We start from the raw sequence: 15,984 nt of genomic DNA on the forward strand, positions 1-15,984 counted from the left end.
AAATTTCCATTGTGGTCGAAATGTGACATGTTGTCGCCGTGTTGGAATATTTTTCCGGATTTTGCGATAAATTTGTGTCGTTCTGAAATTTTCTTCCTGCTGTTTTGATTGTTGAGGTGCCCTCGAAAAATCTTACGTAATTCTGTGAATGCTCATGGGAAATTACGGGCGAGAAGTGGGGTTTGCTAATGTGGCGCGTGTCTTCGATAGTCATGACGGACAGGCGGTGGAGAGGCCGCTTACATGACATTGGGGGACTGTGAATGATCAACTCGATCTTCAAGAACGGTGTTCTCACCGTTGCGGCATTGGCAGCCTTTGCGACAGCTGCCCAGGCGGGTGGCTTCAGCCGCGGCGAAGCGGATACGGATATTCTTTACGAAGACGGTACCGCGGCGTTCCGCGCGAAGACGACTTTCGTCGCTCCGCAGCGCGGATACGATACCGTCAATGGTGTCGAGGGCACGGACGGCGACTACACGGACAACTATTTTATCCCGAGTCTGGCCGGCAAGGTACGTCTGACGGACAACCTGTCCTGCGCGGCGACCTACACCCAGCCCTTCGGCGCGTCCTCGACCTATGGTCTGCAGGCACAGGCCGCCGATGCGGCCACCTCGAGAATCGGCAACGCGACCATCGAGGCGAGCTTCGAAACGCAGGAATACGGCCTGACCTGTGCTGCGAACTTCAACCTTGAGACTGGCCGGCTGTGGCTGCTTGGCGGCCTCTTCCTGCAGAGCTTCGACTATGAGGAAGTTTCCCGCTACGGCACGCTGCGCCTGAAGGACAGCAGCGAGCTCGGCTATCGCCTCGGCGCCGCTTACGATATCCCGGATATCGCCCTGCGGGCCGAGCTCATGTACCGCTCGCAGATCGACCATTCGGGCGACGGTTCTTTCACCATCAGCCCCGCCGGCTCCCCGATTCTGGGCGTGCCGGCAGGTTTTGAACTCCCGGCCTATGGTGCAGGCAGCTTGCCGCAGTCCCTCGAGCTGAGCCTCCAGAGCGGCATCGCGCCCGGCTGGCTTGCGTTCGGTTCGATCAAGTGGACGGACTGGAGCGTGCTGCCGACGCTCAACTACAACATCACCGGCCTCGGCGATCTCAAGAAGAACTTCAAGTTCCGTGATGGTTGGACTGTGATGGGCGGCATTGGCCATACCTTCACCGATACCGTCTCCGGGGCGATCAGCCTGACATGGGATCGCGGTGTCGGCACCGGCGCCGATATCATGACCGACACGTGGACGGTCGGTATCGGCACGGCCATCAAGGCCGGCCCGGGCGAGTTCCGTCTCGGCGGCGCAGTCAGCTACCTGACGTCGGGCGAGCAGAAGTTTGATCCCGGCGGCGAGCTTGCGGATTTCAATGCGACGGTTGACGGCGACTTCGCCTACGGCGCAAGCCTGTCTTATCTCGTAAAATTCTGATCGGCGGACCAGAAGCATCGGAAAAAGGGCCCGGCGTCATCGCCGGGCCCTTTTTCTTGGTTAACACTTCGTTTCATGGTCGCCTGCCTTCTGGGGAAACCACAGCGAAGCCTGAAAATATGTGACGGAATCGCAACACATTTTTTTCCAGAGTTTGCTACACCCCTAGGCAAGCGACGAAATGTCCATTTCCCGCCACAAACGGGGCGCAGCGATACGGACATGTAGACGCGTGGAACCGCGCTTAAGGAAACGATGAGCCAGCCTATGTCATTGCCGCCGGAGAAGCCGGAAATCAGCACGGGCCCCGTGCATTCCCGGTTTGGCGCAAATAGGAAGGCCAGGCGCGGAATTGTAGAGTCGATGCCGAAGTCCGAGTTGATGCCGATGAAACTTTTGGTAATGGGCCTGTGTCTTTCGCTTTCCTCCGGGATGGCGTCCCAAGCCCTCGCATTTGACACGCAGTCCGGCGTAAGCCGGGAAAGTGGTCCTTTCGACCTCTTCAAATTCGGCTTCTTCTCCTACAAGGAGGGTCGCAAGAGCGACGCCGTGGAGGCGTATCGCTATGCGGCGGAAAAGGGCCATACCGGGTCGCGCTGGGCACTCGCCAACATGTATGCCGATGGCGACGGCGTGCCGGAAAACGATCTCGAAGCCTTCAAGATCTACAGCGAAATCGCCCAGGCCGGCGTGGAGCCGGGCTCGGAAGACACCGGCTACTTCGCCAATGCGCTGATTGCGCTTGCCAGCTACTACCGTCGCGGCATTGCCGACAGTCCCGTGAAGATCGACCTCACCCAGGCTCGTCAGCTCTATTTCCAGGCGGCGTCCGCCTTCGGCATTCCGGAAGCGCAGTTCCAGCTCGGCCGCATGATGCTGAGCGGCGAGGGTGGTTCCGTCAGCGTGCACCAGGCCAAGAAGTGGCTGAACCGCGCCCGCAACAACGGCCATGCCGGCGCCATGGGCCTCTTCGGCAACATCATCTTCCAGGAAGGTGATGCGGCGCGCGGTCTTGCTTTCATGACGGCAGCCCTCGATCATTGCCCGCCGAAGGACTGCGCGTGGCTTCAGACAACGCAGGAAGAAGCCTTCTCGGTTGCAAGCGAGGAAGATCGCCGCAAGGGCGTTGCGCTGGCGAAAAACATTCGCTCCAACTCAGCCGAATAGAGATCCGGTAGGATACTGGGCGGGCGGCCTGCCGCCCGCGGCTACGCCGCTGCCGACAGCGCGTAGTCGAGCACGGCCACGACCGGAACGTGGTCGGATGGTTTTTCCCAGTTGCGCACATGCTTTTCGACATCCGTCGAAACGAGCCGATCGGAAGCTTCGGCCGACAGCATCAGATGGTCGATGCGGATCCCGTTGTTCTTCGGCCAGGCGCCGGCCTGATAATCCCAGAACGTATAAAGCGGCGTTGCGTCGGACGACGCGCGCACGGCATCGGTCAGGCCAAGGTTTTCGAGGCGGCGGAACGCCTGGCGGGTCGGCGGCAGGTAGAGCGCATCGCGCTCCCAGACCTTCACGTCCCAGCAATCATGCGGTTCGGGAATGACATTGTAGTCGCCGGCGAGGATCAACGGTTTCTCCAGCGCGAGCCGGTCCTCGGCAAAGGCGACGAGACGATCCATCCAGGAAAGTTTGTAGGGATATTTCACCGGATCGTCGGGTGGATTGCCGTTCGGCAGGTAAAGGCAACAGAAGCGGATCGAGCCGCCTTCGACGGAAAAGACGCCCTCGATGAAGCGGGACTGTTCGTCGCCATCGCCGCCGGGCAGGCCGCGGTGGACTTCGTCAGGGCGAATCTTCGAGAGCAGCGCGACGCCGTTGAAGCCTTTCTGGCCATGCGTCTCGATGTGATAGCCCAGCGCCTCGATTTCGGTGCGCGGAAAACTCTCGTCGACCGTCTTGATTTCCTGCAGGCCGACGATGTCCGGGTTCGACTCTTTCAGCCACGCGACGAGATTGTCGATGCGCGCCCGCACGCCGTTGATATTCCAGGTGGCAATCTTGATCGGCATGCGGGTTCCGTTTCGGTTTTCAGAGAAATCAGATCGAGAAACTTGTGCCGCAGCCGCAGCTGGCAACGGCATTCGGGTTCCTGATCTGGAAGGACTGACCGAGCAGGTTGTCGATGAAATCGATCTCCGACCCGTCCATGTAAACGAGGGAGAGCTGGTCGATCAGCACCTTGGCATTGTCCTTTTCGAGCACGATGTCATCGTCCTGCTGGACGTCGACGAGGTCGAACTTATAGGAGAAGCCGGAACACCCGCCGCCTTCGACCGAGACGCGAAGCGCCTGCTTTTCGGGCGCCGAGCCGAGGATAGAGGCGATGCGCCGGGCGGCGGCATCGGAGATGGTTACGGACTTGTCAGTCATGTCTGCCTCCTGCCGGGGTCAAGATCCGGAGAGAATCGCTTCCTTGCGCGGGTGGCGGCCGTGAAGCCGCCTTGGGTCCGTCTGCTCCGGGCCATCTTTGCAAGTCTCTGAAAAGATTTGCATTTCAAGCTTTCCTTGCAGCCGGACTTGCCGCTGTGCACACTATAGGTATGAAGGCATTGCGGCCGCGTCAATGGGCGGCGTGAATGCAGGTGACGAATGACCTTTGACAGACATGCGCTCGGGTTTGGTGCCGGGCAACGCGCAATCTACGCCTCCGACCCGTGGACGACGCGCGGACGGCTTCATGCCGAGAGCGAAAGCCCGACCCGATCGGACTTTCAGCGCGACCGTGACCGCATCGTGCACACGACCGCCTTCCGGCGCCTCAAGCACAAGACGCAGGTCTTTATCGCCGCCGACGGCGATCATTATCGCACGCGCCTGACCCACACGATCGAGGTGGCGCAGATCGCCCGGGCGCTGGCGCGCGCGCTGAGGCTCGACGAGGACCTCGCCGAGGGCGTCGCGCTGGTGCACGATTTCGGCCACACCCCCTTCGGCCACACCGGCGAAGATGCGTTGCATGACGTGCTGAAACCCTTCGGCGGCTTCGACCATAATGCCCAGTCGCTGCGCATCGTCACCAAGCTTGAGCGCCGCTACGCGGAGTTCGATGGGTTGAATCTCACTTGGGAAAGCCTCGAGGGCCTCGTCAAGCACAACGGCCCGCTGATCGGCCCGACCGGCGAATGCACCCATGGCGAGGATGTGCCGCGCCCGATCCTCGAATACTGCGCCATACACGATCTCGAGCTGGCGAGCTTCGCCAGTCTGGAGGCGCAGGTCGCGGCTATCGCCGATGATATCGCCTACAACACCCACGACATCGACGACGGCCTGCGCTCCGGCTATCTGACATTCGAGATGCTGGAGGAGGTGCCGTTCCTTGCCGGGCTCATGCGGGAAGTCTCCGACAAATATCCGGGCCTGGAAGCACCGCGCTTCACTCACGAGATCATGCGCCGCCAGATCACCCGCATGGTGGAGGATGTGATCGGCTATGCGCAGGCGGCGATCCGCGAGGAGCGCCCGGAAAGTGCGGAGGATGTGCGCAAGGCCCGCCGCTGCCTGGCGACCTTCACCGAGGAAATGTCGGTGACCGACAAGCAGATCAAGAAGCTCTTGTTCTCGCGCATCTATCGCCACCCCGAGGTCATGCGCGTGCGCGCCAATGCCGCCTCGATCCTGACGGACCTTTACCATGCCTATATCGACGAGCCGCAGCTCATGCAGGGGCACTATTGGGTGGACCGTATTGCCAGCATGCCGGAATCGGCGCGCGCCCGCCATGTCGGCGACTATCTCGCCGGAATGACCGACAATTACGCTATCAGCACGCATCGGCGGCTGTTTGACCATACCCCGGAATTGCGATAGTCACCCGCCGAACCGAACTTCTTCGCAGGATTGGCCATGAAATGGCCGCCGCGAGCGGATGGATGAGATGAACCTTTTTACAGACTTCGATAGCAGAATCAAAAACGTACTCGAAGGACTTGAGATCGTGCGTGAAAAGCGCGCCGATGTCGATTTCAGCCGCATCAGCGTCGAACCACCGCGCGACGCCAGCCATGGCGATGTCGCGACCAACGCTGCGATGGTTCTCGCCAAGCCGCTCGGCCTCAATCCGCGCGCACTCGCCGACCTCATCGTCGGCGAGCTGAAGAACGATCCTGAGGTTGCCGATGTCAGCGTCGCCGGACCGGGCTTCATCAATGTGCGCCTTTCCGTTCCCTATTGGCAGAAGCTGCTGGCAGCCATCGTTGCGGAAGGCACGGACTACGGTCGCGGTTCGCTCGGCGCTGGCCGCAAGGTCAATGTCGAATATGTCTCCGCCAATCCGACCGGCCCGATGCATGTCGGCCATTGCCGCGGCGCCGTGGTGGGCGATGCGCTCGCCAATCTGCTGGCGTTTGCCGGTTATGCGGTGACGAAGGAATATTACATCAACGACGCCGGCTCGCAGATCGACGTGCTGGCCAAGTCCGCATTCCTGCGCTACCGCGAGGCGCTTGGCGAAACGATCGGCGAAATTCCCTCCGGCCTCTATCCGGGCGACTACCTTGTTCCGGTCGGTGAAGCGCTGGCTGTCGAGCACGGGACGACCCTGCGCGCCATGTCGGAGCAGCAGTGGATGCCGATCGTCAAGGAAAAGACGATCGGGATGATGATGGCGATGATCCGCGAGGATCTGGCAGCACTCAACGTCAAGCACGACGTGTTCTTCTCCGAGCGTTCGCTACATGCCGGTAATGGCGCGTCGATCCGCACTGCCATCAACGACCTGACCTTCAAGGGCCATGTCTACAAGGGCGTGCTGCCGCCGCCGAAGGGCCAGCTGCCGGAAGACTGGGAAGATCGCGAGCAGACGCTGTTCCGCTCCACGGAGGTCGGAGACGATATCGACCGCCCCCTGATCAAGTCGGACGGCTCCTACACCTATTTCGCGGCCGACGTCGCCTATTTCAAGGACAAGTACGACCGCGGCTTCGACGAGATGATCTATGTGCTCGGCGCCGACCATGGCGGTTACGTCAAGCGCCTGGAGGCTGTCGCGCGGGCCGTGTCGGAAGGCAAGGCCAAGCTCACGGTCCTGCTGTGCCAGATGGTCAAGCTCTTCCGCGACGGCGAGCCGGTGAAGATGTCGAAGCGCTCGGGCGACTTCGTCACGTTGCGGGACGTCGTCGACGAAGTCGGCCGCGATCCGGTCCGCTTCATGATGCTCTACCGCAAGAACAGCGAACCGCTCGATTTCGACTTCGCGAAGGTAACCGAGCAGTCCAAGGACAACCCGGTCTTCTACGTGCAGTATGCCCATGCACGCTGCATGTCGGTGTTCCGCCAGGCGGCCGAGGCCTTCCCGGGCCTCGATATCGCCTCGCTCGACCTCGCAGGCGCAATCGAAGGCAATATCGTCGATCCGAGCGAGCTTCTGCTTCTCGCCAAGCTCGCAGAATATCCTCGTGTCATCGAGGCCGCTTCACTGGCGCAGGAGCCGCATCGCATCGCATTTTATCTCTATGATCTCGCCAGTTCGTTCCATTCGCACTGGAATAAAGGCAAAGAACAACCGGAATTACGGTTTGTTAACGATAAAAATAGAGAATTGAGTATCGCCAGACTTGGGCTGGTGCACGCGGTTGCCTCCGTTCTCAAGTCGGGCCTTGCCATTACAGGCACGGCCGCTCCGGACGAGATGCGATAACGTCACCATTTGCCCACAATAAGCTGGCAAATGCGTATTTGTGGCTTGTGAGTGGGAAGCAGTATGGCAGACAAGAACTTCGCGCGAAGCGGAACCGCGGACACAGATCTCTTGGCGGATGATGATCCGCTAAGTGAACTTGCCCGTCTCGTCGGCTACGAGCCGCGTCCAGTCAAGGATGTGGCCAAGTCTTACTCGGAGCCCCTCGATACTGTGCCACGGCGGGAAAATCCTGTCCTGGCCCTCGAGGACGAGCTTATGCGCGCTTTCGAGCAGTATGACGCGCCGAGCCGCGTTGCTGCCGAGCCGGTCGTTGCCGAAAAGCCCGTTGCGCGCCCGGTCGAGCCCGTCTTCGAGGAGTTTCGGCCTGTTGCCGAGGATCGCGCTGCCGTCATCGACGAAATTCCGACGCGCGACGATGCGGTCACGGATGTCGATCCACGCGAGCCGTCGTTCACCGAAGAGGTCGTGGAGCCGGTCCTTGAAGCCGATCCGTCGCTGCTGCTCGCCGACGAGCTGGAAGCGGCCGTCAACGAGGTGCCTGCCGTCGAGGTGGAACCGGTTGTTCACACTGGCCGCCAGTTTGCCGATCGCCTGGAGCCGCACTTCGAAGCGCCCGTTCGCCATGAGCCGGTCGTTGATATCGTTCCGAGCAATCATACGGCCTCCAATGAACGTCAGCCGGAATTTCTCGGCTTTCAGCCGATGGTCGCTGACGAGAACCCGCTCGACGATCTGAGCCTGGATTTGGAGCGCGAACTGGAGCTTTCGATCGGCGATGGTTTCGCCGACGATCTCGTTGCTGATGACCGCTCCGTTGCCGAGGCGTCGTTCGTCGAGCCGCAGCCGGTGGTCGTCGAAGTCGTCGAGAACAATGCCGAGCCGGCCTTCCAGGAGTGGATGCCGGCGGAGGCTGATGCCGAACCGTTCCAGGCCGAGACCGCCTATGCCGCGGACGAGCCGCATTTCGTCGCGGACCTCGCCTTCGATAGCCGTGAGGAGCGTGCCCGCGCTGCCGCCGTGGTGGAAAACCAATGGCAGGCTGAAGAGCCGGTCTTCGAGGCTGTGTCCGACTATCGCGTCGAATCCGTAGAGACGGCCGTCCATGACCGCGACGCCTTGCTGGCCGATGTCGAGCGCTATCCGGTTCCCGAAGCCCGCACGCCCTTCGCAGGCGAATCGCGCAATCCCGCGAACATCGCCTCGATCTTCAGCCGTCGCGCGACGCCGACCGTGCATCACCGCGAGCCGGTGCTCTCCAAGGTCACGACGCCCGTCGTAGAACCCGTGAAGGAACCGGTCGCCAGGATCGAGCCTGCTCCGGTGGTCGAAACCCGTTCGGAGCCTGTCGTTGCACCGGCAGCGGTTGCTGCCGCCGAGCCGGAAATCGATTTCGAATCGATGGAATTCGATCTCTCCGATATCGAACTCGACCTTTCCGACATCGTGCTGGACGATTTGCCGGTCAAGGCGGACGCGAAGCCCGTGGAGGTGAAGCCTGTCGCGATGACGGCTACCGTCGCCAAACCGGCCGAAGCCCAGGCGCCGGTTCGCCGCGAACCCGCCGTCGCGGTTCCTGTATCGACCTATACGGCAACGCCGCAGCCGGTTGTGGCCGAAATGGCCGACGGCTCGCTGCCGTTCGATCCATCGATGATCGCCGACACCGACGTGGGCGTTTCTCCGGTCACCGAACTCGACGTGCCGCAGTTGCCGGTCATCGAGAAAGAAAAGCCCCCGGTCGCCCAGCCGGACTATGAATTCGACATCGATGCCGAGATGGCGCAGCTCTTCACCGAGCCTGCCGCCAAGCCGGCGCGTGGCGAAAGCCTGCAGGCGGGCGTCGCCGCCGGTGCGGTTGCCGCGGCCACCGTGGCCCAGCCGGCCGCGCAGATGAACGATGTCGATGATTTCGAGCGTGCGCTCGAAGAGGATTTCCGCCGCTCGCTGAGCCAGCCCGAGCGTATGGCAATTCCGGTCGATCCGGGTCAGGCGACGCAGCTTTACAGCGGCGATGGCTATGACGACGAACAGTCGCGTCCGCGCCGCGGCCTGCTGATCGCGGCCTCGATCGCCGGCTTGCTGCTGATTGGCGGCGGTGGCGTTTATGCCTGGAGCGCCTTCACGGGTGGCACCGCCGCTTCCGGCGAGCCGCGTGTCATCCTCGCCGACAAGGCCCCGATCAAGGTCGTGCCCGAGGAAAAGGGCGGCAAGACCGTTCCGAACCAGGACAAGGCGGTCTATGACCGCGTTGCAGGCGACAATGCCAACACGCCGCAGCAGGAACAGCTCGTCACCTCGACGGAAGAGCCCATCGACGTCGTGCAGCGCACGCTGACGCCGGAAACCTTGCCGGATGATGGTATCGACACGCCCGCCACGGCGGAAGACGACAGCAACCGTCTGCTGCCGGGTGTGGACGAGCCGGAAACGGGGACCGCAGATGGCAAGCCGTTGGTCTCGCCGCGTAAGGTAAAGACGATGATCGTCAAGCCCGACGGCACGCTCGTCGCCCGCGAAGACATCGTGAGCGAGCCGGCAGCCGAAACCGCCGGCCTTGATGCCAAGGCGACGGCGACGACGGCCGCCACGTCAGGTGAAGCGTCGGCGACGGCCAATGCCACCCTCGACGCCGACGCCTCGTTGCGCGCCGAGCAGATTGCGACGGACGGCCAGCCGCGCTCGGCGCTCGCCGAAGTGGCGACCGCTGAAGTCGACGACACCGCACCTGTTCGTACCGTCAAGACGACGACGATCGGCGCGACGACGGGCACCACGACCGACGGCAAGGCACCGGTTCCGGTAACCCGCCCGGTCGACCAGCCGGTCACCGTGGTCGGCACCGTCACGGAAAACGGCAATGTCGCCGGCACGCAGACCGCGTCGGCAACCCAGACCCAGCAGACGGCGGAACAGACGCAGGTCGCGGCGGTCGCGCCGGGCAGCTACGTCGTCCAGATCGCCTCGGTGCCTTCGGAAGCCGAAGCGCAGAAGACCTACAAGACGTTGTCCTCGAAGTTCGGCAGCGTCATCGGTGGCCGCGGCGTGGATATCAAGAAGGCGGAAATCCCCAACAAGGGCACGTTCTTCCGCATTCGCATTCCGGCCGGCTCGCGCGAAGAAGCAAACGCGCTGTGCAGCCGCTATAAGGGCGCCGGCGGCAGCTGCCTCGTCACGCGCTGAGGTCAAGACCAGATATTTGCAAGGCGCGGGACGGGTTCCGCGCCTTTCTCTTTGCCCATCCAACGCCAAACCGCTGAGATTGCCGACATGAGCGAATCGAAATCCTTCATTTCGGGCTGCAAGGGCCTGAGCCTCACCGAAGACGAAAAGGCCTTCTTCCGCAGCGAGCGGCCCTGGGGCTTCATTCTGTTCGGCCGCAATATCGGCGATCCCGCGCAGGTCGCGGACCTGACGGCCGAGATGCGCGCCTGCATCGGCGGCGGCAGCGATATCCCTGTGTTGATCGACCAGGAGGGCGGTCGCGTTCAGCGCATCAAGCCGCCGCATGTCCAGCAATATCCGAACGCAGCGGCGCTCGGCGCGATCTACCGTGCGGATGAGGAGAAGGGGCTGCGCGCCGCCTGGCTGATGTCGCGTCTGCATGCCTTCGATCTCCACCGCCTCGGCATCAATGTCGATTGCCTGCCGGTGCTGGATGTCGCCGTGCCCGGCGTACACGACGTCATCGGCAACCGTGCCTATGGTCAGGAGCCCGAAATCGTCTCGGTCATGGGCAAGGCGGCGGCTGAAGGCTTGAAGGCGGGCGGCATGCTGCCGATCATGAAGCATATGCCGGGCCACGGCCGTACCATGGTCGATTCGCATCACGACCTGCCGGTGGTGCATGCCGGCCTTGACGAGCTGGAGGCCTGCGACTTCGTTCCCTTCCGGCGCATGAACGGCGAGCTGATGGGGATGTCCGCCCATATCGTCTTCACCGCCATCGATGCCGACAATCCTGCAACGACCTCGGCCAAGGTGGTGCGCGAGATTATTCGCGGCCATATGGGCTTCGATGGCCTGCTGATGTCCGATGACGTGTCGATGAACGCCCTGAAGGGCGATATTGCCGAAAGAACCCGGGGAATCATCGCCGCGGGCCTCGACATGGTGTTGCATTGCCATGGCATCATGGACGAAATGCTGATGGTGACTGAAAACACGCCGCCACTCTCGGGCGAAAGCCTTCGGCGGGCCAAGGCGGTGCGTGCAGCCTTTACCGCGCCCGATGGCGCGGACGAACAGGCGTTGCGCGAAGAATTCAATGCCATGATCGCGGTGTCCTAGGAGGCTCCGCAAAGGGAGTTTCGTGCTGGGACCGGGAAGCAAGTCGCAGAAGAAAGGCCGCGGCGCAGATGCGCCGATGGACGGCCTGTGGCAGGACGGCGGCGAGGAGCGGGGGCTTTCCGAGGAAAGCCTCGTCGTGGATCTCGCCGGCTTCGAAGGTCCGCTCGATCTCCTGCTGCATCTCGCCCGCACGCAGAAGGTGGATCTCACCCGAATCTCGGTGCTGGCGCTCGCCGAGCAGTATCTCGCCTTCATCGACAAGGCGCGGAAAATCCGCATCGAGCTTGCCGCCGACTATCTCGTCATGGCGGCGTGGCTGGCTTACCTCAAGTCTCGCCTGCTGATCCCCAGGCAGGCCAAGGACGATGGTCCCTCGGGCGAGGAAATGGCCGCGAGCCTGGCCTTCCGGCTGAAGCGGCTGGAGGCGATGCGCGATGCCGCGACGCGCCTCGTCAACCGCAACCGCCTTGGCCGCGACGTCTTCGCCCGCGGCATGCCGGAGCATATCCCGACCGAGCGGCGCTCCGCCTTCGAAGCGTCGCTCTACGACCTGCTCAACGCCTACGCCTCGTTGCGCCAGCGCCATGCCATCACGCAGGTCACCATCGAGAAGCGCTCGGTCTGGTCGCTGTCCGATGCTCGCGAAATCCTGACGCTGCTGGTCGGCGGGTTCGAGGACGACTGGACGGCGCTCGACCATTTCATGCTGCGCTACCTGACCGATCCGACCGAGCGCACCACGGCGATCGCCAGCGCGTTCGCGGCAACGCTGGAACTCGTGCGGGAAGGGCGCCTGGAACTTCGCCAGGACGGCGTGTTCCAGCCGATCTATCTCCGGCGCGGCCCGAAGCCCGACGGAGAGGACGAGGGGAGCACGGATCGTGATTGACGGCGAGGGGGATGCACTGGAGGGCGGAACGATCGTCGATCCACGCCGGTTGCACGAGGCCGCGCGCATCGCCGAAGCGCTGGTCTTCGCGTCCGCCGGGCCAGTCTCGCAGTCCTATATCGCAGAGCGCCTGCCGCGCGGCGTCGATGTGCTGCATGTCATGCGTGAACTGAAGGGGTTGTATGCCGGGCGCGGCGTCAATCTCGTGCAGGTCGGTGACGGCTGGGCTTTTCGCACGGCGCCGGACCTGTCCTTCGTCATCCGCACAGACGAGACGGAGGTGCGCAAGTTGTCGCGCGCGGCTCTCGAAGTGCTGTCTATCATCGCCTATCACCAGCCGGTCACGCGCGCCGAAATCGAGGACATCAGAGGCGTGCAGACCTCCAAGGGCACGCTGGACGTCTTGATGGAGGCGGGTTGGGTGCGGTTCCGTGGCCGCCGCCGTACCCCCGGCCGCCCCGTAACCTTCGGCACGACACGGGACTTCCTCGATCATTTCGGCCTCGAGGAACTGCGTGACCTGCCCGGTCTCGAAGAATTGAAGGGGGCGGGCCTGCTCTCCGGCCGCATTCCTTCGAACTTCCAAGTGCCTCTTCCGCTTGGGGAAGACGAGATGGCGGAGGACGAGGACCCCATTACCCAGCTCGACCTCGAAGAGCTGGGTCTCTTGACACCGGGCGGAAAAGACGACGAATAGACGAAGCTTATCGAGCAGCTCCAGCAAAAGGGCGAAGCGGTTTCGCGTCTGGACGTTGCCTCAAGACAAACAGCTCGAAGCGTTCCCGTCGTAAGGAAAGACGAGAATGCTTGCAGACAGGACTGCATCGCCGGTCTGACCGGTGACAGGGAAAGACTTCGGCAATGGCTTCGGACCCCTCGGGCTCCAACGGTATCGAAACGAGACGAGCATCGGCGGTGACCTTCGCCGCGCGCCTTGCCTTCGAAGACATTCATCACAGCTACCACAACAAGCCGACGATCCGCGGCATTTCGCTGACGGCGGAGCCTGGTGAAGTGCTCTGCCTGCTTGGCCCCTCCGGCTCAGGCAAGACGACGCTTCTGCGCATCGCCGCGGGCATCGAGGCGCAGACGTCGGGCCGCGTGCTCCTCAACGATCGCGAGATCGCCGGTCCCACCACGTTTCTTCCGCCGGAGCGGCGCGGCGTCGGCCTGATGTTCCAGGACTTCGCGCTCTTCCCGCACATGTCGGTGCTCGACAATGTGCGCTTCGGCCTGACGGCTCTGCCGCGCGCCGATGCGGAAGCCGAAGCCGAGGTGGCGCTGGAACGCGTCGGTCTCTCCCATTATGCCCAGAAATTTCCGCACGTGCTGTCCGGCGGCGAGCAGCAGCGCGTGGCACTCGCCCGCGCGCTGGCACCGCGACCTTCGGTGCTGCTCATGGACGAGCCGTTCTCCGGTCTCGATTCGCGGCTGAAGGATTCGATCCGCGCCGATACGCTCGCTATCCTGCGCCAGTCGCGCGCCAGCGCCATCGTCGTCACGCACGATGCCGAAGAGGCGATGCGCATGGGTGACCGGATTGCGCTTCTGAAGGACGGCTGTCTCGTGCAGGCCGGCACGGCGGAGGAGCTTTATCTCCATCCGAAGGACATCTTCGCCGCCGCGTTCTTCTCCGAGATCAACGAGTTTCCGGGGCACGTGCGTGGCGGCGTCGTGGAGACGCCGCTCGGCGCCGTTGACGGGAAGCGTTTTGCCGATGGTCAGAAGGTGAATGTCGCCGTGCGCCTCTCGGGGCTTCGCGTTCTTGAGACTGGCGGTGAAATTCCCGCGCGCATATTGTCGCGCCGGTTTCTCGGCGTCGTGGAACTGCTGGACCTCGCCATACCCGGCGCGGACCGGCCGATCCGGGCACGCGTGCGGGCAGACCAGTTGGCAGCCGGATTGCGCGACGTCACGCTTTCGGCTAACCAGCGCGATATTCTAGTGTTTGAAAAAAACGGTTGAACGTCTTACATCGGGGTAAGGGTTCGTAAGGGAGTGGAAAAAATGGGTTCTTTCAGCATCTGGCATTGGCTGATCGTTCTGGTGGTTGTGCTGCTGCTGTTCGGCCGTGGCAAGATTCCGGAACTGATGGGCGACGTCGCAAAGGGTATCAAGAACTTCAAGAAGGGCATGTCCGACGAGGAGGCCGCTGCCGCCGAACAGGCGAAGACGGTCGATCACAAGGCCGACGAGGTCAAGTGACCGGCATTCGGCCGTGGACCGCTGTTTACGGCCTATGAGGACAGTTTCCTATGCTTGATGTCGGCTGGACCGAGATACTCGTCATCGCCATCGTTTTGATCATCGTGGTGGGTCCGAAGGACCTGCCGCAGATGCTCAGGACGTTCGGCCGCATGGTCTCCAAAATGCGCGGCATGGCCGGTGATTTTCGCCAGCAGTTCGACGAGGCGCTGCGCGAAGCCGATCTCGACGACGTGCGCAAGACCATCGGCGAAGCGCAGAAGCTCAACCCGCTCAACACCATCAGGGATGCGGTTAATCCGTTGCGCCAGATGGGCGATGAGCTGAAGGCCGACCTGCATAAATCGACCGGCTCCGTCACCACGTCGATACCCTCGGCCAGCACGGCCGAGAGTGTTTCCAGCGCGCCGGTGGCTGTGCCGTCCGAGGCAGCAAAGCCTGCCTCCGCCGAGCCCGTTGCCGCCGTGCCGCTGAAGGCAGGGCCGGTGAGCAAGACGGCAAAGCCGCGCAAATCGGCTGCAAAAGCCGAGGCGGAGCCGAAAAAGACTGTCGCCAAGCCCGTCACCAAGGCGACGGCAGCCAAGAAAGCGGCCCCCGCGAAGTCCGAGACAGCAAAGTCCGCGACCGCGAAGTCCAGGACGCCGAAGGCCAAGACTGCGAAGATCAAGAAGGACGGCGCATGAGCGGTGATATGGACGACAAGCCCCAGCCGCTCATCGAGCATCTGATCGAACTGCGCCGGCGCCTACTCTGGGCCGTCGGCGCGTTCTTCATTGCTTTCCTCGTCTGTTTCTATTTTGCCAAGCAGCTGTTCAACCTGCTCGTCCTGCCTTTCAAGTGGTCGGTGGAGTGGGCTGGGCTGACGCATCGCAATGTCGAGCTGATCTATACGGCCCCGCAGGAATTCTTTTTCACGCAGATCAAGGTCGCCATGTTCGGCGCCTTCGTCATCGCGTTTCCGGTGATCGCCCAGCAGGTCTACAAATTCGTCGCGCCCGGCCTCTACAAGAACGAGCGCGCCGCCTTCCTGCCGTTCCTGATCGCGTCGCCCATCCTGTTTCTGATCGGCGCGGGGCTCGTCTATTTCTTCTTCACGCCCATGGTCATGTGGTTCTTCCTTGCCATGGAGCAGGGCGGTGGCGAAGGCCAGGTGTCGATCCAGCTGTTGCCGAAAGTGTCCGAATATCTCAGCCTCATCATGTCGCTGATCTTCGCCTTCGGTCTCGTCTTCCAGCTCCCGGTGGTCTCGTCGCTTCTCGTGCGTGCCGGTTTCATCACGTCGCAGACGCTGAAGGAAAAGCGCAAATACGCGATCGTCATCGCCTTCGTGGTGGCCGCCGTTCTGACGCCGCCCGATCCGGTTTCCCAGATCGGCCTTGCGCTGCCGGCCATCCTTCTCTACGAGATTTCCATCTATACGGCCCGACTCATCGAACGGCAGCGGGCGAGCGTCTCGAACGCGCAGGATGCGGAAAACGAGGTCGCTGCAACACCGGGCGAGGCCGATTGAGGCTTCGCCG

At 62.5% G+C, this 15,984-nt stretch carries 14 protein-coding genes; 12 read left to right on the forward strand and 2 right to left on the reverse strand.

Features of this window, described 5'->3' with window-relative positions; genetic code table 11:
• Positions 1-263 precede the first annotated feature (263 nt).
• Complete coding sequence (locus MUO32_RS22505; protein WP_257950623.1) at positions 264-1,433, forward strand: OmpP1/FadL family transporter; 1,170 nt, start codon at positions 264-266, stop codon at positions 1,431-1,433.
• 363 nt (positions 1,434-1,796) lie between these two features.
• Entirely contained in the window at positions 1,797-2,600 is an 804-nt protein-coding gene (exoR, locus tag MUO32_RS22510) for an exopolysaccharide production regulator ExoR (protein ID WP_257950624.1), read from the forward strand.
• 41 nt (positions 2,601-2,641) lie between these two features.
• Here the strand turns inward: exoR and xth are convergent, their stop codons facing one another.
• Positions 2,642-3,445, reverse strand: coding sequence for an exodeoxyribonuclease III (gene xth / locus MUO32_RS22515; protein ID WP_257950802.1), 804 nt, complete (start codon positions 3,443-3,445; stop codon positions 2,642-2,644).
• Between the two features lie 34 nt (positions 3,446-3,479).
• A complete protein-coding gene (gene erpA / locus MUO32_RS22520) occupies positions 3,480-3,812 on the reverse strand; it encodes an iron-sulfur cluster insertion protein ErpA (RefSeq protein ID WP_257950625.1) in 333 nt (110 codons plus the stop codon).
• A gap of 219 nt (positions 3,813-4,031) precedes the next feature.
• Between erpA and MUO32_RS22525 the strand changes: the two genes are divergently transcribed.
• From MUO32_RS22525 to tatC, 10 genes are all read left to right on the forward strand, one after another.
• Positions 4,032-5,252, forward strand: coding sequence for a deoxyguanosinetriphosphate triphosphohydrolase (locus tag MUO32_RS22525; protein ID WP_257950626.1), 1,221 nt, complete (start codon positions 4,032-4,034; stop codon positions 5,250-5,252).
• A 67-nt stretch (positions 5,253-5,319) separates the two neighbouring features.
• Positions 5,320-7,080: an arginine--tRNA ligase gene (gene argS, locus MUO32_RS22530; protein ID WP_257950627.1), complete on the forward strand. Its 1,761-nt coding sequence runs from the start codon at positions 5,320-5,322 to the stop codon at positions 7,078-7,080.
• A gap of 63 nt (positions 7,081-7,143) precedes the next feature.
• The gene (locus tag MUO32_RS22535; protein WP_257950628.1) at positions 7,144-10,263 is read left to right on the forward strand and encodes an SPOR domain-containing protein; all 3,120 of its coding nucleotides are present in this window, start codon (positions 7,144-7,146) and stop codon (positions 10,261-10,263) included.
• A gap of 87 nt (positions 10,264-10,350) precedes the next feature.
• Positions 10,351-11,370, forward strand: a complete 1,020-nt coding sequence (nagZ, locus tag MUO32_RS22540; protein ID WP_257950629.1) for a beta-N-acetylhexosaminidase — start codon at positions 10,351-10,353, stop codon at positions 11,368-11,370.
• Positions 11,371-11,446: 76 nt separating this feature from the next.
• A complete protein-coding gene (locus tag MUO32_RS22545; RefSeq protein ID WP_257950803.1) occupies positions 11,447-12,259 on the forward strand; it encodes a ScpA family protein in 813 nt (270 codons plus the stop codon).
• On the forward strand, positions 12,255-12,956 hold the full coding sequence (scpB, locus tag MUO32_RS22550) for an SMC-Scp complex subunit ScpB (protein ID WP_257950804.1): 702 nt from the start codon (positions 12,255-12,257) through the stop codon (positions 12,954-12,956). Before MUO32_RS22545 ends, scpB begins: the two co-directional genes overlap by 5 nt.
• 164 nt (positions 12,957-13,120) lie before the next feature.
• Entirely contained in the window at positions 13,121-14,224 is a 1,104-nt protein-coding gene (locus MUO32_RS22555; protein ID WP_257950630.1) for an ABC transporter ATP-binding protein, read from the forward strand.
• Positions 14,225-14,266: 42 nt separating this feature from the next.
• Positions 14,267-14,464, forward strand: coding sequence for a twin-arginine translocase TatA/TatE family subunit (locus MUO32_RS22560; RefSeq protein ID WP_257950631.1), 198 nt, complete (start codon positions 14,267-14,269; stop codon positions 14,462-14,464).
• A gap of 50 nt (positions 14,465-14,514) precedes the next feature.
• Entirely contained in the window at positions 14,515-15,147 is a 633-nt protein-coding gene (gene tatB / locus MUO32_RS22565) for a Sec-independent protein translocase protein TatB (protein WP_257950632.1), read from the forward strand.
• Positions 15,144-15,974, forward strand: a complete 831-nt coding sequence (gene tatC, locus MUO32_RS22570) for a twin-arginine translocase subunit TatC (RefSeq protein WP_257950633.1) — start codon at positions 15,144-15,146, stop codon at positions 15,972-15,974. The genes tatB and tatC overlap by 4 nt, the downstream gene beginning before the upstream one ends.
• The last annotated feature ends 10 nt before the right edge of the window (positions 15,975-15,984 follow it).

Source organism: Shinella sp. CPCC 101442 (genome assembly GCF_024704725.1).
Taxonomy (GTDB): domain Bacteria; phylum Pseudomonadota; class Alphaproteobacteria; order Rhizobiales; family Rhizobiaceae; genus Shinella.